Below are 16,889 nucleotides of genomic sequence, written 5' to 3'. Positions count from 1 at the left end.
GAGGGGCTCCGGACTTTCTAAGCGGCGTAGGCGCGCAAAGCGGCCAGGATGATCTGCGTGGTCGGGGCGTCACCGTCACGGGCCCGGACCTTGGCGAGCAGGCCGGTCACCTCGTCGTGCTCGGCCGCGGTCAACGTGAGCAGCAGGTCCGCGGTGGTCCCGGACTTCGGCCGGGGCGGCGGCGGCAACTCCACCGACTTGCCTTCGTCCTCGTCCTCGTCGTCGAACCCGTCGTCTTCTTCGTCGTCGTCGGGGTCCGGGCGCGACGGCCGGCCACCGGTCGGGCGTTCCGGCTCCGGAGCGGCCGGGCGTGAAGCGGCCGGGGTATCGGCCACGACGTCGAAACCACCGTCAAGGTCATCGAGCAGGTCAGCCAGGTCGTCATCGGACCAGCCGGTACCGTCGAGGTCGGGCAGGCCCTGCAGAAGCTCGGCCAGGACCTGCTCGTCGTAGCCGTCGCCGTGCTCGGCGGTGCGGTTGTCGGCCAGCATGATCCGCGTGGCGGCCTCGTCGTCCACGTCGATGACGAGCGCGGGCACCTCAGCCAGTCCCTTCGCGCGGGCGCCGCGCCAGCGGTGTTCCCCGGCGATGATCCGCATCCGCGACTTCTGGACCAGGACCACGCCGTAGAAGCCGTTCCTGCTGATCGACTCGGCGATCATGTCCACGTCGCCCTTGTGCGGGTTGTCCGGATGCGGCTCAAGCTCATCGAGCTGGACCATGCGGTAGGTCTGAGGGACGAGCGCAGGCACGGCACCTCCTCGGCGGGGTGGAAGATGGGGATCCGGCGGCCGCGGAAGGCTCGCCAGGATGGAGGCGTGATGGAGCAGCAGCCGGACTGGGACAAGGTGACCAAGCAGATCGGCGAAGCGGCGGGCAAGGCCGCCGAGGCCTTCAAGCAGGTGGGCCGTACGCTCGCGGCGCAGAGCGCGATGGGCTGGGCCTACCGGGGTGACCTGCAGCAGCTCCAAGCGACGCTGGGGGCGATGACGCCCGAGCACGTCGCCGAGCTGTCCAGCGCCGCAGCGCTGCTCACATCAGCGTGCGACGAGGACCTGCGGCGGAGGACGCAGCAGCCGTGAACAAGCCGAGCGCCTACGACGACGCGGCCTACCCCGTGTGGATCCCGCCGCTCGTCGCGTACCGCCCGGAAGGTCAGCTTGACCCCCGCGGCGTGTACCTTCTCGCGTGGCGGAAGACCGGCGAGGAGTGGGAGGCGCTGGTCACGTGGACAACGACGGCGCACCTCGCGTCGGCGCCGCCGATCCATGCCAAGCACGTCGAGTGGGTGCCCGAGAGCAAGATCAAGCAGGTCCCGGCCGAGCAGTCACGCGGCCGGTACAAGGCAGTCCCCCGCTTCGCAGGAGAGGCAACGCCCGACTGACGCGACTAGGACTCGCGTAGGAACCGCTCGAACGCATCGCGGGCCAGCGCCGAGACGGTCTTGCCCTCGGCGGCGGCGCGGGCCTTCGCGAGTTCGCGCAGCTCCTCGGGAAGTCGGAACGACACCCGCGGCGAGTGCGTGTTGCCGCCGGTCAACGACGGACGCCCGCCCCGGCCGGTCGGCACGGGGACACGGCCTTCGTCGATGGCGCGGTGAACGTCGGCGATGGCCTCGGCCGCGTACGCGTCGTCGATGACGTTGCCCTTGCCGTCGTACAGGATCTCGTCGCCACTCACCCGCCCATTGTGTCAGACACAAGCGGCACGCGGGTCAGACACCACCGGGCTCTTCCGGCTCCTGATACTCCTGCAGCCGGCGCGGGAACACCGACGTGAGCAGCGGGTAGAACTCGCCCGCCCCGTCACGCACCACCCAGTCACCGATCATCGCCCGCGCCATGCCCTCGCGTGTCTCGATATCGACGTACGCGCCGGACAGGCCGACCTTCGCGGGGACACCCACGACCACGGCGTTCTGCCCATGCTGGCCGATCCACCCGGCCACCTCAGCCACGTTGCTCGGGGTGACCTGCACCGCCTCCACCACGGCATGCACGGGCTCGTACTGCTTGATGTCCAACATCGCTGGCCTCTCCTCAGCGCTCAGGCGTCGCTATGGCGCGGACGATCGCGCGGAACAGGTGGTCCTTGACCCGCTGTGCCTCGGGCAGGTCCTCGTACGGCACCAGGCACGGGTGCGTCTTCGCGTCAGCGTCCTTGACCGGGCCGTACGTCCACCCGGCCGCCAGCTTGGTCTTGCACCACTCTTCGTGGAGCTCCTGCGGCGTCGCGCCGGCCATGGCCCGCAGGACGCCCTCGGCCGCCGACTCGCGCTGCCACTCGGGAGCCTCGTCCCAGTGCGGCGACACCGCGGCGTCGCCGTGAGCGATCTGCAGCACGCGGTTGGCCTCGTGGCACACGCGGGCGACCCGCGACACGGCCAGCTTCATCCGCTCCCCCTCATACGATGAACGGCGCACACGCGAGCAGCTCACGGCCGCGCTGCTCATACCAGGTCTTCATGGCCCCTTCCAGGACCTCGGTGATCTCGGCCGTCACGTCGTCGCAGCCCACGCCCTCAGGCAGGTGGTCGCTGTCGTTGACGGTCGCGCAGACCTTCCAGTGGATGATCGTGGCGCTCACGCCTCCACCTCCGGGGAGGGCCGGTAGTCGTGCTGGGCCCGCATCCCCGACATCTTCGAGCTGATCGCGGCCAGCGCCGCGACTCGCCACGTGCCGTTGCGGACCGCCTCGTCGTCCACCTGGACAGACCATGAGTCGATGGATCGAGTCCCGCCGCCGTACGAGCCGTGCCGGTACGGGATGCCGGGTTCAGCGTTCCACGACACCGACCACGACAGACGATCACGCCACCGCAGCCGCGGCCGGCCGAGCCGTTCCCGCTGCAGGCGCAGCCGCACCTCGTGCTCGTCACCCTCGGGCATCACGACGACGCCCATCTCTTCCTTGCCGACCTGCTCGTAGCTGTACCGCTTCGGCCCGAACACCTTCTCCACCAGGTCCAGGTTCAGCGACCCGTCCTGCCACCGCGGCGTGCCCCGCGTCCACGAGTCCCGCTTGGCCCACAGCTTCCACCGCAGCCGCCAGTCGTCCAGGTCGAGGCTGATGACACGAGACTCGTACCCGTCCGGGTTCAACCGGCGCTGCAGCCAGGTGCCGAACCTCTCGGTGTGCAGGTAGATCGCGCCCAGCGGCCAGATGCGCAGGTGCGCGGCCAGCACGTGCTCGCTGCCCCGGTTGCCGACCTTCACCTCGGCCGAGAACACACCGAACGTCCGGCCGATGACGATCTCAGCGCCGACCTTCCCGACCGGCTTGTCGGGCCACGGGCCCGGCTTCCCCGCGTCGTCCTGGTGGACCGGCGGCGCCTTCAAGCTGAGCAGTTCCTTCCAGTAGTGCGCCGCGATGACCCTGGTCGGCGGAACCCACGGCCCGGTGTACGGCTCGCCCACCTGGTACGTCTCGGGGTCGAGGTCGCCTTGCGGGTTCGGCCGAACACCGCACCGGTCGCATGCAATCCAGCGTGCCGCGTGGAGGCCGGCCGCGTGGGGGCCGTACCCGTCGACGACCGGCCGGTGGCCACGGAGCCGACACCACAGCATCAGGCGCGGAAGGTCGTGAACCCAGAACCCGCGGTGTACGAGAGCGCCCGGCGTGTTGCCGTCCTCCCGCGCGTAGTTGGTCGTGTGCATCCAGGGCATGAGGGGGCTCCAAGAGGGTGGGGAGTGGTGCGCGGCGGTCACCGATGCCGGATCTCCCAGCGGGTCCGCGCGATGTTCTCGTTGCCGGTCGCCTCGCGCGGTCGGGATGCGCAACTCCAGCCGCGGCGTGGCGGGAGGTGCGCGACGGGCGTCCACCCGGCAGCCCGGAGCGACGCCCCCGACTCGCCTTCCTGGGTGTAGGTGATCAGCCGCGACCAGCCGAGGGCCTTCGCCGCCCGCCAGGCCGCGCCGTACAGCATGCTGTTGGTGTTGCGGGTGCCGTCCGTCGCGGTCCGCGTGACCTCCAACGTCCACCCGTCCTGCAAGAGCCGCGCGACGGGCCGGCCCACGATGGCGACCCCGCGCAGCGTCCCGTCCTCGTCGGCGACGCCGATGGAGAACTTATGGCCCGCTGGCGGGCGGTGGTGGCGGTGCTCCTGCTCGACGTACGCGCGGGCCTCGGCGAAGGTGACGGGGATGATGCGCAGCCCCACCGCTACCGGTTGACCCAGATCGACTCAACCGCGTGGGTCCGCACGTCCGACGACGCCTGACGCACCCGGTAGTCGATCCGCCGCCACCCGGCGAGCACCTCGTCGTACAGCTCCGACCGGTACCCCGACAAAACGATCGTGCCCCGGCAGCCGTTCAGCAGCTCCAGCAGCGGGCGGTGCTCGTCGTCGGCGTCCATCTCCTTGACGTACCGGCCCGACCCCGCCGCGTTCCTCGTCGAGCGCAGGTACGGCGGGTCCAGGTAGAACGCCGTCTCCGGCGAGTCCATGCGGGCGATCAACTCCAGCGCGTCGCACTGCTCGATGAACGCTTCCCGCAGCCGGGCCGCGTGCCAGCGCAGGGCCGCGGCGGCTCGTTTTGCGGTCATCGGGTTGTTCACCCGCGTCCTCGAGGTCGGCCGCCGCCACGACGCGCCGGCCTCACCCGATCGAGACTGCGTGCACTGGATCCACCAGCGGCGGGCCCGCTCCAGATCACTCGCGGTGGTGTCACCCAGCCGGGCCGACTTGTGCTCGGCACGGGCGTACGGCGTCAGCTCGATCGCGCGCTGCAGCGCCTGCGGCTGGTCCCGCAGCGTCCGCATGAACGCCACCAGGTCACCGTTGATGTCGTTGATGGTCTCGATCTTCGCGGGCTGCTTGGCGAAGAACACCGCAGCGGACCCGGCGAACGGCTCGCAGTACACCTCGTGGGCGGGGAGGAGGGAGGCGAGGAACGGGGCGAGCTTGCCCTTAGCGCCGTAGTACTGGAACGGGGGCCGCAGCGCCATGGCGGTCCTCCTTCAGTGTGTCGGTAGGGGTGTCGTCAGCAAGAGCGCCAGAAGGGCACCTCGCCACCGACCCAAAATCCGTGCGTGCCGCAGTTCCTGCACAGGATCGACGGCGTAAGCCCACCGTCGTCCGTCCACTGCCATCCCGAGCTACCGAGAGGCAGGGTCACGCGTATCTCACCGAAGTCGAGAGACGCGGCAGGGCAGTCATGGATCCAGACGGGATATCCATCGTCACTGCGTTCGACGCGCGCCATATGGCACTCCCTTATGCGCGCGGGCGGGCCGTGCGACTGTGGCCGGGACGAGCGGGTGCGGCGCCGACTGGAGATGCTGGCCGAGCCGTACAGGAGCCTGGCTTGATCAAAAGGTTTTTGCTGAGTACCTAGACGCCCCGCGCGGGGGCGGCGTTCGCCGTGCCGGGGGTGGCGGGGGTGGGGTGTCGGCGGCGGGTGGGGATGGTCACCCACCGCCGACATGTTTTGTCGTTATGTCGGTTGACCAGCGGAAACGCGCTAGGATCGCTCCTGACAAGATCACTCTTGTGGTGATCCACTACCATTCGGAATACCGTGATCATGCCCCAGAAACGATCTGGGACGCGCGAATCACGCGTGATCAGCGAACGGAATCAGCAGGAACGCGCGGAATGCGAAGAAACCGCGCGCCCACTACACCCGCGTCACAACCCGAGCCCCGCCGTAGCGTTGTCCGCCCACTCGTCCACGATCCGCATGTACCGGTACAGCACACTCGAGTTCGGCGACCAACCACCCTGCTCGGCGATGGTCTTCGCGTCATGACCGGCCGCCCGAGCCGCCGTCGCCAGGCCGGCCCGGAGACTGTGCGCGGTGATCCCGTCGAGGCCCGCCCGCTCGGCCGCCTCCACGATGACGTTACCGATCGCCTGCCCCGACATCTTCCCGAGCACGTTGCCGTGTCGGTCGATCCGCCGGAACGCCGGACCAGCCGGGTCGAGCTCAACCGAGCCGGCCCACGCCTGCCACGCCTGCATCGGGCACGTCAGCGGGTGCGTGCCCCGCTTGATCGCAGGCTCGCGGGCGCCGGTCTTGCCGTACCGGACGGACAGCTTCAGCCCCTCGTCGCGCACGACCACGTCACGGGCGAGGAGGCCCGACAGCTCCGACCGCCGCGCGGCCATGCCGAACCCCACCGTCAAGATCGCCCGATCCCGGCGGCCCTTCAAGGTGTCCGGCAGCGCCGCCGACATCTTCCGCAGGTCGCGGACACTCAACGGCGGCGCCTGGCCCCGGCCGCGTTGCTCGCCCCGCTCGGCGAGGTTCCGCGTGAGGGCGTCGAGCACGTCCTTGGCTTTGCTGGTTGCATCGTCGGGGACGGCCACGCCATGCCCGCGCAGCATCACGGCCGCGCCGTACAACCTGCGCTGGATCGTCGAGGGTGCCTTGCCGTGCTGGGCGAGCCACAGCACGAACCCGGTGAAGGAGCCGACCGTCGCGGCCAGCGTCGGGATGCCCGTCTGCGCGGTGTAGTCCTGCCAGGCCCGCCAGTCGCCTGCGTAGTTCCGCGTGGTGTTCGCGGCGCGGGTGTCGATCTGCTCGGCCGCCTCGTCGAGCGCGGCCAGTCGCGCATGCAGCTCGGCCTCGTCGGCGGTGGCCAGCTCGGCCGCGAGTCGGTCCAGCTCGGCCGTCATGCGTCCGCCTCGGCGTGCGGCAGGTACGTCACCGGCCGGTCGCCCCGGCACGGTGTGAGCGCCGGATCGTCTGGGCCCACACCGTTCGCGATGGCCATCTGGCGGTAGTCGGCGTACAGCTCGACCGTCGAATGCACCGCCGAGTAGTCGGCGCGGCTCACCCGGACCATCAGGTTGTCGGACGCGCCCCGCAGCAGGAACCCCGCGCACGTCTTCGGCCTGGCCGACCCCGACATGTGGCAGCCGAACGCCGAGGTCGCCATGTCGTACGTGGTCCGCGCGCTGTGTCGGTACACCTCGGGCGGGAACGCCCCGACCGGGGCGTCCGTCCGCCACGGGCAGTCCGGGCACGGTCGGGTCTGGAATCCGTCGCACTCGTGCTCGACGAGGACGACGCCCCAGCCGTCAGCGCCTTCGCAGACCACCTCGGCCCGCGGCCCGTTCCTGCCGTATTCCGGTGGCACCCCGAGGGGGACGTCGTTGGCGGCCGTGTGGAGCCGGTCGCCGGGAAGGTCGCGCATTGCGTGCCTTTCGCAGAGGGGATTAACGATCATGAGTCCTAGCTCACGATAAGCGAAGTTATCATGAGTCAAGAGCGATGATCAACCACACTGCGAACCGACACACACGCGCGAACAACTACGCCGCAGCCGCCGCCTTCTCCTTCTTCCGGAACGCCCCACCCCGCGAACGCAGCTTCACACCCGCCTCGCTCAGCACCTGGTGGACGAACCCGTACGAGCGGCCCGTCGACGACGCGAGTTCACGCACCGTCTCCCCCGCCTCGTACCGCTTCCTCAACTCCGCGCCCAGACGCGCACGCTCCTCCCCGACAACCCGAGCGTTCTTCTTCACCAACACCGACATGAGGGGACTCCTTCAGGTCAAGCCGCCCGGGCCAACGACGCACGCAACACGTCACGAGCCTCAGGCGAAGAGGGGACAGGATCGCCACGCCACAAGCAACCCTCGATCGTCGCCAAATCGTCGAAGTCGTACACCACCTCACGGCCGGCCCGACCCAGCTTCCGCGCCCCATACCGGCGCGCCCACTGGCGGATCGTCACCGCCGTCCGGTCCAACCTCGACGCAGCAACCTTCGCCGTCACAGGGAGCACGAAACACCCCCAGACAGCACAAAAGCCCCCGAACAACCGTCCGAGGGCACACGTCTCTCCGTCGAGCCGAAGTGTTACACACCAACCAGCAGACTGCCAAGCCGACAGCGGAACCGCTACCAACCCGGCGACTCGTCCTCCACCCGCGCCGCCGCCTCCGGTTCCGAAACGTGCGTCCCACACGCCGAACACACATAGAAGCCCGCCTTGGCGTCCCAACGGAACGACCGCTCACCACACGAGCACCGGGCCGGCGTCCACGCAGGCGGCTCATCGCCCGCGGCCCGCTCCAACCGCACCCGCCACGACAGCGCGAACTCGACCAGACCCACCAGGTCCTCACAGACCAACACCGAATCGAGTCGCTCCACCAGCCACGCCACCGCACGCGACCTCGCAACCGCCGACCGCGCACCCACCAACCGCGGCGCCGCCCGCAACCACGCACGCGCCCGAACCTCGAAATCCACCAGGCCGCCCGTCAACTCCTCCAACAGATCCCCCACCGGCGACACCGCAGGCTTCGGCCGCGACCCCGACACCCGCGCCCACTTCGACGGCGGACGAAACCCATCCACCTGCTGGGCCAACTGCGCCGCGAACACATCCACCTCCAACAGCGCAGCCCGCACCGACGCCAGACAGCGACCACACACCAGCGGCTCCCCCGGCCGCCACTGCACATCCGGCACCACCGGCTCGGCAGGAGGCTCCCCCACCTCGCCGCGCCTCACCCACACGTCGACCGCATCCGCATGCTCAACCTGCGCGGCCTCGAACGCAGACCACGCCCGGCGCGACCTGCCATTACACGGACCCACACACGCCACAGACACGGCACCCCCCGAGCAGCCCGAGAAACCCCACCACACTACAAGATCAACTCCTTTCGATCGCAACCAAGACGACACCGGCCAGGCCGGCCGCCCGACGCGGCGGGGCGGGGGCGCGCGAAAGCGCCGACAGCGTTCCCGCTATCGGCGCTCGCGTTCAGCGCGCGGTCATCGGCTCGACGGTCGGCGCGTCGTCGGCTTCTCAAGCTGCGCGATGATCCTCCGCGCGGCGTGCGCAATGTGAAGGATGCCGTTCGTCGCTCCGTGCCGCGCGTACGTGCGCAGACTCTCCAGCGCTGTGAGCGCTGCCGTGGCGTAGGACGCGTGCAGCCTGTGACCCATGGCGGCAACGGCGGTCATGGCGCGGTCGAATTCGCGGCTGGCGTACGCCACGCGCGGCGCTCCGTCGCGGTCCTCGTCCACGTTGATGATCAGCGGAACGTCCAGCATGGCGAGCACGCGCGACAGTTCACGCGCTGCGGTGCGGACGTCCGACATGATCCCCTCCGGCTCGATACCGGCGGCCGTGAGGGCGAACTGATCCGGCGTGACGCATGTGAGCTGCAGGCCGGTGGGCCTGGCCAGGAGGTACGCCGCGCGGTTGCAGCATCGGCACAGTCCGGCCACGGTCCAACCACCGTGACGGTTGATCTTCGGACCCTGGTAGTACGCGAACGTTCCGGGCGGCGCGTACGCGTGCAGTGCGTCGGCGGCGCGTCGGCCTGCGTCGGTCGCGTCGTCCAGCAACGCAAGCGACAGCTCGCACGGGCGGCGGAAAGCGCAGGTGGCGCACGTGTGGGTGTGGGCGGCGTGCACGCGCATGAGTCGGCGGGCATGGTCTGCGGCGGTCCTGGCCTGGGCGTAGAGGTCCATCGTGGGTTCTCCCTGACGTTGTGGCGGTAGGTGGCGAGGGCGGGTGCCCGTGCCCCGATCACGGGCACCCTGCGGGGTTTCGCGGACCGGTTACGCGTCGGCGGTCGCGTCGGCCTTGGTGGCGGCGTCGGCGTCCTTCGTGAGTTCGCCGATGATGCCGCTCACCTGCTCCCACGACAGGTCGCGGTCGGCCATGATCCGCGCGAAGTGCGCTTCGGTCGGGTCGCTGATGCCGAAGTCCTTCGCGGCCTGCAACTGCGACTTAACGGCGGTCTTGTCGGCGGCGTGCTTCGCTGCGGCCTTCCGGCGCGCTTCGATCTCCTTCCGGTACTCCTCCATTTCCGGCAGGTCGGACAGGAGCTTCTGCACGGTCGGCGCGGACGTTCCGGGGACCTTGCCGAGGCTCTCGATGGTGCCGGGCTTGAAACCGAGGACGGCGGCGACGTGCGCGCCGATCAGCGCGTACGTGCTGATCTTCCGCTTGTTCCACGTGGCGACGCACTCGGCGGGGAGGTCCTTGATCTGGTCACCCGTCAGGATGACGTCGGCCAAGCTGCCTTCGGTGTCGGCGGCGGACAGCTCGGCGAGACGTCCAGTAGCGGCCAGTCCGAGGACGTGGATGCCGGTGGGGCGGCTGACGCCCATGCGGCCGAACGCCTTCGGGTGGATGGCGGTAAGAACCTCGATCGCGTCGAAGAGTTCGGCGGGGTTCGCGGTGAACTGCATTGATCTTGCCTTTCGTGGGGTGCCCCGTCCGCACGGTGCGGACGGGGCGGGGTTGGGCTAGGTCGCGGGTGCGGCCTAGTCGTCGGTGCGGTCGACAGCGGTTCCGCTGTCGACAGGCGCGGTGGCGTCGCGCCCGGTGAGGCTGCGCATCCAACGCCACAGCGCGCGGCGGCGGATCCACAGCAGGACGGCCAGCAGGACACCTAGGAGGCTGCCAACTTCGATGATCGGGAAGTCGTTGGAAACCTGCTCCGCGTCGCCGATGTCGTCGACTTCCGGCGACGGCGACGGCGACGGCTCTGGGATCGGCTCGAACAGGTCCGGCGACGGCGACGGCTCCGGGCGGCTCACGGATGAAGCCTCCGGGCCACGCTCGCCCTTCTCGCCCTTCTCGCCCTGCGGTCCGGCGGGTCCGGGCTTGCCCTGCGCTCCGGCGATTCCGGCGGGACCGGTCATGCCCTTCGGTCCTGGCGAACCTGCGGGACCGGGTGAGCCTGCGGGACCGGGCTTGCCGTCTTCGCCCTTCTCGCCTTTCTCGCCCTTGGCTCCGGCGAGTCCCTGCGGTCCCTGCGGGCCTACGGGTCCGGCGGGTCCGACCTGTCCGGCGGGTCCGACAGAACCGGTCTCGCCCTGCGGTCCCTGCGGTCCCTGCGGACCCATGGGGCCGGGTTCGCCCTGCGGTCCGGGGGGACCGGTGACGAGCACGGTAACGGTGGGGGTGGGGTCGGGTGGCGGGGGAACGTCGGCTGCGAGTCGCAGCGTGTGCGTCCCTCCGGTCACTGTGAGGACGACGATCGCGGCGAGTGCGCCGGTGGCGCTTGCCGTGATCGTGTCTCGCTTTCGTGTCTGCATGGCAACGACCTTACCGACAATGCGGGTATCAGATCCGACAATCAGTTAACGGGTTGATAACGATCATTCGGGCGGCGAAAGGGCTGTGACCTGCGGGTTTGCGGAACATTCGCACGCATGCTCGATCACGGGGCGGGCCAGTCCGGGCCCCCGTATTCGAACGCACTTTCCAACGCGTGGACTGACTGACGATCTTGTGCATTGGCACGAAACCAGACCATCGCCCGCCGCCGACCGCACAGCCCAGCGCGTTTGGTGGTGTTGGTGTGGTTGGTGTTCTGTGTTCTCTTCTAAGCGTTTTTGATCTTGGGGGGTATAAGAGGTACCGACCGCGTGGTGTTCGTGTCTCAGCGTTGCTCTCAGCGCGTTCTAGCGTGTGCGTCCTGTCGCGCGTGGTGCGTCTACTCCGGTCTGTCGCGTCTGAAGACATGAAAAAAGCCCATCAGCGACGAGGAGACGGGCTCCGGCGCCGCTGACGGGCTGGGGTGGTCCTTCGGTGGTTCTTCGGGGGTTTCCCGCGTGGCTTCCGACCCTTTTGGCGGCCTGGCGTGTGGCGGGTCGCCGTGTTTGTGCTGGTGGCGGGCGTGCGAGGTGTCGCGTCATCCGCCAACGCGTTCAGTCAGCTCGGGCTTTCGCGTCGGCTGCGCAGCCTCGGCAGGGCAGGTCTTGGTGGTGGATGAGGCACCGGCCGGCGGGGGTTGCCGCCGCGGTGGTGGTGGGCTGCTGGGGCAGGTAGGGCCGGGGGTCTTTCTCCAGCGCGCGGCGCACGTACGCGGCTTTGTGCTGCACTCGCCCGCGGCCTTTGGCGAGGATCGTCTTCCTGACCCATGCGGCGTGTTCGCGGGTGATGGGCTGCGTCGCGAGCGGAGCGAGCAGGCGCATGACCATCTCGTCCACCTCGCGAGAAAGATCATCATCGTCGTCGTCGTCTGGTCGCCCAGCCGGGTACGGCGGGATAGATGACTGACTAGATGTATTTGCTCTTGGGATGGGATGGGATGGGAGTGGGAGTGGGGGGGCGTCTCCAGACAGGTCTTCGGACGCGTCATGAGACGCGTCTCTAGATGCGTCTCGCTCCATACGCTTACGCTCCACCCACCGCTCCTGACGTGCACGTTTCGCCGCACGATCCTCTTTGATCTTCTCGGCGGACGCCTGGAATTCGAGGTAGTCGTGGACGCTCCAACCTTGCTCGGTTTCGTGCCACAAACCAGCGTCGACAAGCTCACGCGCGTACCGTTTCGGGCTTGAAACGTCGGACACGTAACGGAGCTCCGAGGTGGTGATGCAGCCGTCCGTCAGGTTGGCGTTGCACCAGCACAACGCCGACACGTGCAGCCGGAACGCCTTGTCTGACAGTGGCCGCACCTTCCGGTTCACGGGGAACTGGTCGTCGATACGAACCCACGGCATGGGCCGCCTCTCCTTCGAGCTGGTTGTTCTGGCAGGGCCACCGAGGGAAGAGGCGTCCCGCCACCGTAAGCGGTTCCGCTATCGGCCGTCATCTGGGTCTGGGCGGCCGTCCAGTGGCGTCGTAGGTGCGTCGCTGGTCCGGGTCGTACAGCACGTCATATGCCTTGGTCACCTCCTTGAAGCGGTCAACGGCGGCCGGGTCGGGGTTGGCGTCGGGGTGCAGCTCGCGTGCGAGCCGCCGGTATGCGGAGCGGATGTCACGCATGGTGGCGTCGCGCGGGACGCCGAGCACGTCGTACAGGTGCCCGGCCGGCGGCGAGGCCTTCGGCGGCCGAGGCGGCGGGGTCTCAACGCGGGGGGCGCCGGTGCAGGTTGCGGCGTGCGGCATCATCCGCTTCTCCGGTGGCACCAGCGGCTGGGCGGCCGTGATCGTCCGCGACCGCAGCACCCCGTGGACGTCCCGCCACACGGCGGTGTTGCCGTCCGGGTGCTGGTCCGGATCAACCGGGAACGTCAGTCCGGCCTGGGTGCGGGTCCACCGGACTTTCTTCCCGCAGGGCTGCTTGTGCTTGCTGCCCTTGCACGGCTTGAGGTCAGCGACGGAGAGCACGCCGCTCCCCCGTATCCGGATCGACCACCGCCACCGGCAGAAGCAGGCAGATGTGCCCGGCGGTGCGGCAGTCGGTGCACCTCATGCCGCCGCGCTCGAGGGCGGGCAGGTGGTGAGCGCACACCGGCTCGTCCTGGATGTGCTCGTGGACGCACGCCGTGGTGTAGACGCCAACGACGTCGAACGGGCACGGCGGGAAACCGAACACGACGGTCGCGCAGGCCAGAGCGGTCACGACGCACCACCGCCGGTCAGGCGCGTGAACAGGTCGTTGATGGCTGCGAGTTCGGCCTGTGCCTGCTCCAACTGGGCCCGGAGCGGGCCGCTTTCCTGCGTCGCCTTCTTCAGCTCGGCCGTGGCCTTGTCGCGTTCGTTGAGTGCCCGGTCGCGCTGCTCGTACGCATCGTCGAGCTCGGCCAGGGCCTGGTCGCGTTCCCGTTCGGCGGTCGCGGCCCGCCGTTCGGCTTCGCGCAGGGTGGTCTCGAATGCCCGGAGTGCGGTCAGGGCCGGGCTCGGTGACGCCGGCGCCGCGGCGGCCGGTGCGGGAGTGGGGGCGGATGTGGCGCGCCGGGGCGCGGGTCCGGGCTTGGGCGTGACCTTGGTGACGGTCAGGTCGCCGTTGTTCCACTTCAGCGCGACCCACCACACCGGCGGGGTGGCGCGGGGCCGGTGGCAGCGGGTGTGCTCGGTCCGGTTGAGGTACTGCCGGACCTCCTTCTCATGCACTGCGTCCCAGTCGGGGCAGGTGGCCTTGATGATGTCGGCGAGGGCGCCGCACCACTGGACTCCGACGACACCGCCGTTGGTGAGCTGCTTGTCGCCCTGCTCGCGTGCGGCCTCGCGCAGCAGCTCCCACAGTGCTTCGGCGTCGGCCGCGACGTTGCGGGGCTTGCTCCTGGTGACGTGCGCGGATTCGCCGATCGTCGGCATGTCGGGTTCTCCCTGTCTCGTGGTGGTGGAGGCGGCGGTGTTGGTGAGGTGGGCGATCACCTCGGCTTCGCGGACCTGGAGCATCTCCGCGTACGGCTTGGCGTCGACCGGGCCGGGCGTGTGGAGGATGCCGCCTGACACGTACGGCCGGATGCCGTTCGCGCGGGCTGCGTCGACGAGGGTGTCGACGCTCCACCAGGTGTCACGGGGCATGCTGTCGGCTTTCTCGGTGTCGGGGTCGGTGGCGGCGACCATGGGCGGCTTGGTGGGGTGGTCGTGCAGCAGTGAGCGGATCTTTGTCCGGTAGTTGTCGAGGCCGCGGCCCATCGCCTGCAGCGGGATCTCTCCGGTGCGGCCGTTGGCGGGGTTGGTGATCAGCCACTTGCCGCCTGCGAGCTTCATGGTGAAGCCCAGGCGTTCTGTTTCGGCCTCGACGAGCTTTCGGACGTCGGACTTGCTGGTCATGTGGCGGGTCTTCTCCAGACGGACAGGCCGACATATTCGGCGTACGCTGCGGTCCCGGCCGCGCCGCGGGCGATCGCGTTGGACCGCTTACGGTCAGCCATCGCTGGTGTCCTCCTCGTCCATCAGGGTCGGGTCGCGGCGCTCCGGGCCGCCGAGGGTGTAGCCGACCCAGTCCGTCTCCGCGTAGGTGTGGGAGCAGCAGCCGAGACACACCAGGTAGACCCGCCCGGCGGTGATCGCGGGCTGGCGGACCAGCACGCGGCCGTCCTTGTCGAGGAGCTGCGTCTCGAACACGAAGGACACGGGCTTCCAGGCGTGCGGCTGGCCGTCCACGCACTTCATCCCGTCACGCCGTGGGGTCGCGTTGAACTGCCTGTCGCCGTAGCTCGGACGCCGCTCAGCCATCGCAGTGCTCCCACTTGGCGCGGATGTCGTCGGCTTGGCCGGGCTCCCACTCGCGGTGGCCGGGCGGCTCGTCACTGAAGGGGTTTGACGTGTCGGGCACCTCTTCGCCGAGGTGCTCCCACGCGGGCCGGCCGCACCGGTCGCAGCTGTAGAAGGGCTGGCCGATCCACCGGAACCACTCGCACTTGGGCTGCTCCGTGTCGCGCTGGGTGGCCTGCGCTGCCCGGTTGGCCGCGCCGTGGTGCGGGCAAGTCAGCTCGGTGCAGGTGTCGGACATCGTCGGTCCTTTCGAGGGCTGCCAGTTCACGGCTTCGTCGATGATCACGAGGGAGGCGCTCTGGCCCCGCACGGTGCGGCGGGCCTTCATGCGCTGCTTGATCTGGTCTTGCGTCGGCTGCGTCCAGGTGTGCCACCCGACTTCGTCGGTCCACCGCTGTGCGTGCGGCAGACGACTGCGGGAGCCGCGCTCGGGGAGTCCGCAGTGGCGACACCCGTTGACCGGTGTCGGCACGATCAGTCCGCGCGGCTCACTCATCGCCGCGGCCTCGGCGGAAGCCGGCGCGGCGCTCGTCGTACAGCGCTAGGCCGTAGTTGTTGCCACGCTGGAGCGGCTCCCACACGGCGGTGACGACGCCCTCCGTGATGGTGCACTGGGCGATGACGGCGATCAGGTCCGTCAGGAACATGGGGAAGAGTCGCTCAGGGTGTTCGGCGTCATGGCAGGTGACGTACGGCCTGCTGCCGCCGGGAATGTTGGTGCCGATCTTGATGGTGGCGGTGAACGGCTCCGGCTCCTTCCAGTGGACGGCGATCTCGTCCGGGAGCGGCCTCGCGTCACGGAACAGGCCGCCGAACTCGTCGAACGGGACCTTGCTCGGGCTACTCATCGGGGGTGTCCTTCCTGCTGTTGGCCAGGTGCTCGCGGGCGAGCGCGTAGCCCTTGGCGTAGGTGTCGGGTCCGGGAAGCCGGGTCGTGGCGGTGGTGCGCGGCTGGCCGAAGTTGGTGTGTCGCCAGCCGTCCGCGCGGAGCTTGAGAAGGAACTCGGTGGCGAAGTCCGCCGGTGGTACCCGGTCGGCGGGGTCGTGCTCGTCGCGCTCGTACACGCGGCGCGCAAGCTCCCGGATCGCGTCGTCGGTCTGCTTGTTCACGGCGCCGCTCACGAGGCCGCCCGCCTTGCTGCTGCTCGTCTCTGGCGCAGCAACCTCTTGCGGAACCTCATGCGTTCGGGGCCGGTCATCTCAGCGGCGATGCCGTACTGGAACGCGCCGAACGACACCTGGTCGTCGAGGCATTCCTGCTTCACCGGGCAGGAGGCGCACACCTGCTTGGCTTCCGCTTCGCGGGCTTCGCGGCTGGAGCTGGTCTTGCCTCGTTGCCCTTCGGGCGGGCCGAAGAACAACTCCAGGTCCATGCCTCGGCAGGCAGCCCGCCTGCGCCACTGGTTCGTCGACATCTACCGCCTCCGGCTGAGCAGCCCGACCGCCTGCGCAGCGGCGGCGTACCGTTCGCCGTGGCGGGTGGAGATACCCATCTGCGCCGAGATCGTTTCGTTGGTCGCGCCGTCACGGGCCAGCTCGGCGTACTGGTAGACCTTGGCGCGGCTTCGGTCGGTGGCGGGCATCCACGACGGTCCGCCACCGTCGATCGGCACGACGACGTAACCGGCGTTGTCGAGCGCGTCCAGGACTGCTTGCGCGGACGGCCCGTCGGCGGCGAGGACTTCGCTGACGACGTCGGTGGCGTCACGCATTCCGGATCACCCCCTGCGGCGCGGCCATGCCGCCGCAGGCGAGCGCGTACGCGACGTCCAGGTCCTCGGGGGTGAGGCCGCGGGCCTCGACAACGGCGACGAGGCGGGAGCCGTCCGGGGACCAGATGGCGATCCGTGGCGGCAGGGTCGTCTTCTTGCGTCGCTGATTGCGCTTCCGCTGTCGGATGGCGGGGATGTCGTATGGGGTGGTCATAGCATGGGTCTCCTGGTCTGGGTGGGTTGCGCGGCGGGGAACAGTTCGTCTTGGAAGCCGACGACCACGCCATCGACCTC

28 protein-coding genes are annotated in these 16,889 nt (G+C 69.4%); 2 read left to right on the top strand and 26 right to left on the bottom strand.

The window, feature by feature from the left end; translation table 11 throughout:
• Nucleotides 1-17: 17 nt before the first annotated feature.
• On the bottom strand, nucleotides 18-752 hold the full coding sequence (locus ACQP1V_RS43310) for a ParB/RepB/Spo0J family partition protein (RefSeq protein ID WP_433426323.1): 735 nt from the start codon (nucleotides 750-752) through the stop codon (nucleotides 18-20).
• A 69-nt stretch (nucleotides 753-821) separates the two neighbouring features.
• On the opposite strand from ACQP1V_RS43310, the gene ACQP1V_RS43305 reads away from it, so the two are divergent.
• Both ACQP1V_RS43305 and ACQP1V_RS43300 read left to right on the top strand, forming a co-directional pair.
• On the top strand, nucleotides 822-1,082 hold the full coding sequence (locus ACQP1V_RS43305; RefSeq protein WP_433426322.1) for a hypothetical protein: 261 nt from the start codon (nucleotides 822-824) through the stop codon (nucleotides 1,080-1,082).
• On the top strand, nucleotides 1,079-1,384 hold the full coding sequence (locus ACQP1V_RS43300) for a hypothetical protein (RefSeq protein WP_433426320.1): 306 nt from the start codon (nucleotides 1,079-1,081) through the stop codon (nucleotides 1,382-1,384). The genes ACQP1V_RS43305 and ACQP1V_RS43300 overlap by 4 nt, the downstream gene beginning before the upstream one ends.
• A gap of 5 nt (nucleotides 1,385-1,389) precedes the next feature.
• On the opposite strand, the gene ACQP1V_RS43295 is transcribed toward ACQP1V_RS43300, so the two are convergent.
• From ACQP1V_RS43295 to ACQP1V_RS43175, 25 genes are all read right to left on the bottom strand, one after another.
• On the bottom strand, nucleotides 1,390-1,680 hold the full coding sequence (locus ACQP1V_RS43295; protein WP_433426319.1) for a hypothetical protein: 291 nt from the start codon (nucleotides 1,678-1,680) through the stop codon (nucleotides 1,390-1,392).
• Nucleotides 1,681-1,714: 34 nt separating this feature from the next.
• Nucleotides 1,715-2,026 (bottom strand): hypothetical protein, encoded by a 312-nt coding sequence (locus tag ACQP1V_RS43290; protein WP_433426317.1) that lies wholly within the window; start codon nucleotides 2,024-2,026, stop codon nucleotides 1,715-1,717.
• Nucleotides 2,027-2,039: 13 nt separating this feature from the next.
• Nucleotides 2,040-2,393 (bottom strand): RyR domain-containing protein, encoded by a 354-nt coding sequence (locus ACQP1V_RS43285; RefSeq protein WP_433426315.1) that lies wholly within the window; start codon nucleotides 2,391-2,393, stop codon nucleotides 2,040-2,042.
• 10 nt (nucleotides 2,394-2,403) lie between these two features.
• Nucleotides 2,404-2,586, bottom strand: coding sequence for a hypothetical protein (locus ACQP1V_RS43280; protein WP_433426313.1), 183 nt, complete (start codon nucleotides 2,584-2,586; stop codon nucleotides 2,404-2,406).
• The gene (locus ACQP1V_RS43275) at nucleotides 2,583-3,665 is read right to left on the bottom strand and encodes a hypothetical protein (protein ID WP_433426311.1); all 1,083 of its coding nucleotides are present in this window, start codon (nucleotides 3,663-3,665) and stop codon (nucleotides 2,583-2,585) included. Before ACQP1V_RS43275 ends, ACQP1V_RS43280 begins: the two co-directional genes overlap by 4 nt.
• 38 nt (nucleotides 3,666-3,703) lie before the next feature.
• Nucleotides 3,704-4,159, bottom strand: a complete 456-nt coding sequence (locus ACQP1V_RS43270; RefSeq protein WP_433426309.1) for an XF1762 family protein — start codon at nucleotides 4,157-4,159, stop codon at nucleotides 3,704-3,706.
• A 2-nt stretch (nucleotides 4,160-4,161) separates the two neighbouring features.
• Complete coding sequence (locus ACQP1V_RS43265) at nucleotides 4,162-4,947, bottom strand: DNA adenine methylase (RefSeq protein ID WP_433426308.1); 786 nt, start codon at nucleotides 4,945-4,947, stop codon at nucleotides 4,162-4,164.
• Between the two features lie 682 nt (nucleotides 4,948-5,629).
• Nucleotides 5,630-6,619 carry a tyrosine-type recombinase/integrase gene (locus ACQP1V_RS43260; protein ID WP_433426306.1) on the bottom strand — a complete coding sequence of 330 codons (990 nt, stop codon included), beginning with the start codon at nucleotides 6,617-6,619 and terminating at the stop codon, nucleotides 5,630-5,632.
• Complete coding sequence (locus tag ACQP1V_RS43255; RefSeq protein WP_433426304.1) at nucleotides 6,616-7,140, bottom strand: DUF6283 family protein; 525 nt, start codon at nucleotides 7,138-7,140, stop codon at nucleotides 6,616-6,618. Before ACQP1V_RS43255 ends, ACQP1V_RS43260 begins: the two co-directional genes overlap by 4 nt.
• 118 nt (nucleotides 7,141-7,258) lie before the next feature.
• Nucleotides 7,259-7,486: a helix-turn-helix domain-containing protein gene (locus tag ACQP1V_RS43250; protein ID WP_433426303.1), complete on the bottom strand. Its 228-nt coding sequence runs from the start codon at nucleotides 7,484-7,486 to the stop codon at nucleotides 7,259-7,261.
• A 367-nt stretch (nucleotides 7,487-7,853) separates the two neighbouring features.
• Nucleotides 7,854-8,456 (bottom strand): hypothetical protein, encoded by a 603-nt coding sequence (locus tag ACQP1V_RS43245; RefSeq protein WP_433426301.1) that lies wholly within the window; start codon nucleotides 8,454-8,456, stop codon nucleotides 7,854-7,856.
• A gap of 282 nt (nucleotides 8,457-8,738) precedes the next feature.
• A complete protein-coding gene (locus tag ACQP1V_RS43240) occupies nucleotides 8,739-9,443 on the bottom strand; it encodes a hypothetical protein (RefSeq protein WP_433426299.1) in 705 nt (234 codons plus the stop codon).
• Between the two features lie 90 nt (nucleotides 9,444-9,533).
• On the bottom strand, nucleotides 9,534-10,169 hold the full coding sequence (locus ACQP1V_RS43235; RefSeq protein ID WP_433426297.1) for a hypothetical protein: 636 nt from the start codon (nucleotides 10,167-10,169) through the stop codon (nucleotides 9,534-9,536).
• Between the two features lie 75 nt (nucleotides 10,170-10,244).
• Nucleotides 10,245-10,625, bottom strand: coding sequence for a hypothetical protein (locus tag ACQP1V_RS43230; RefSeq protein WP_433426295.1), 381 nt, complete (start codon nucleotides 10,623-10,625; stop codon nucleotides 10,245-10,247).
• Nucleotides 10,626-11,636: 1,011 nt separating this feature from the next.
• On the bottom strand, nucleotides 11,637-12,434 hold the full coding sequence (locus ACQP1V_RS43225; RefSeq protein WP_433426293.1) for a hypothetical protein: 798 nt from the start codon (nucleotides 12,432-12,434) through the stop codon (nucleotides 11,637-11,639).
• An 88-nt stretch (nucleotides 12,435-12,522) separates the two neighbouring features.
• Nucleotides 12,523-13,044, bottom strand: a complete 522-nt coding sequence (locus ACQP1V_RS43220; protein WP_433426291.1) for a J domain-containing protein — start codon at nucleotides 13,042-13,044, stop codon at nucleotides 12,523-12,525.
• Complete coding sequence (locus ACQP1V_RS43215; RefSeq protein ID WP_433426289.1) at nucleotides 13,028-13,279, bottom strand: hypothetical protein; 252 nt, start codon at nucleotides 13,277-13,279, stop codon at nucleotides 13,028-13,030. The genes ACQP1V_RS43220 and ACQP1V_RS43215 overlap by 17 nt, the downstream gene beginning before the upstream one ends.
• Entirely contained in the window at nucleotides 13,276-14,439 is a 1,164-nt protein-coding gene (locus ACQP1V_RS43210) for a coiled-coil domain-containing protein (protein WP_433426287.1), read from the bottom strand. The genes ACQP1V_RS43215 and ACQP1V_RS43210 overlap by 4 nt, the downstream gene beginning before the upstream one ends.
• 93 nt (nucleotides 14,440-14,532) lie before the next feature.
• Nucleotides 14,533-14,844, bottom strand: coding sequence for a hypothetical protein (locus ACQP1V_RS43205; RefSeq protein ID WP_433426285.1), 312 nt, complete (start codon nucleotides 14,842-14,844; stop codon nucleotides 14,533-14,535).
• Complete coding sequence (locus ACQP1V_RS43200; RefSeq protein WP_433426284.1) at nucleotides 14,837-15,379, bottom strand: hypothetical protein; 543 nt, start codon at nucleotides 15,377-15,379, stop codon at nucleotides 14,837-14,839. Before ACQP1V_RS43200 ends, ACQP1V_RS43205 begins: the two co-directional genes overlap by 8 nt.
• The gene (locus tag ACQP1V_RS43195) at nucleotides 15,372-15,731 is read right to left on the bottom strand and encodes a hypothetical protein (protein WP_433426282.1); all 360 of its coding nucleotides are present in this window, start codon (nucleotides 15,729-15,731) and stop codon (nucleotides 15,372-15,374) included. The genes ACQP1V_RS43200 and ACQP1V_RS43195 overlap by 8 nt, the downstream gene beginning before the upstream one ends.
• Complete coding sequence (locus ACQP1V_RS43190) at nucleotides 15,724-16,005, bottom strand: hypothetical protein (protein WP_433426280.1); 282 nt, start codon at nucleotides 16,003-16,005, stop codon at nucleotides 15,724-15,726. The genes ACQP1V_RS43195 and ACQP1V_RS43190 overlap by 8 nt, the downstream gene beginning before the upstream one ends.
• Complete coding sequence (locus tag ACQP1V_RS43185; RefSeq protein ID WP_433426278.1) at nucleotides 16,002-16,298, bottom strand: WhiB family transcriptional regulator; 297 nt, start codon at nucleotides 16,296-16,298, stop codon at nucleotides 16,002-16,004. The genes ACQP1V_RS43190 and ACQP1V_RS43185 overlap by 4 nt, the downstream gene beginning before the upstream one ends.
• Nucleotides 16,299-16,595, bottom strand: coding sequence for a hypothetical protein (locus ACQP1V_RS43180; RefSeq protein ID WP_433426276.1), 297 nt, complete (start codon nucleotides 16,593-16,595; stop codon nucleotides 16,299-16,301).
• On the bottom strand, nucleotides 16,588-16,809 hold the full coding sequence (locus ACQP1V_RS43175) for a hypothetical protein (protein ID WP_433426275.1): 222 nt from the start codon (nucleotides 16,807-16,809) through the stop codon (nucleotides 16,588-16,590). The genes ACQP1V_RS43180 and ACQP1V_RS43175 overlap by 8 nt, the downstream gene beginning before the upstream one ends.
• Nucleotides 16,810-16,889 lie beyond the last annotated feature (80 nt).

This window comes from Microtetraspora malaysiensis, assembly GCF_050947145.1.
Classification (GTDB): domain Bacteria; phylum Actinomycetota; class Actinomycetes; order Streptosporangiales; family Streptosporangiaceae; genus Microtetraspora_A; species Microtetraspora_A malaysiensis.
The sequence above is the reverse complement of the archived record's forward strand: the minus strand, read 5'-3'. Positions and strand labels throughout refer to the sequence as shown.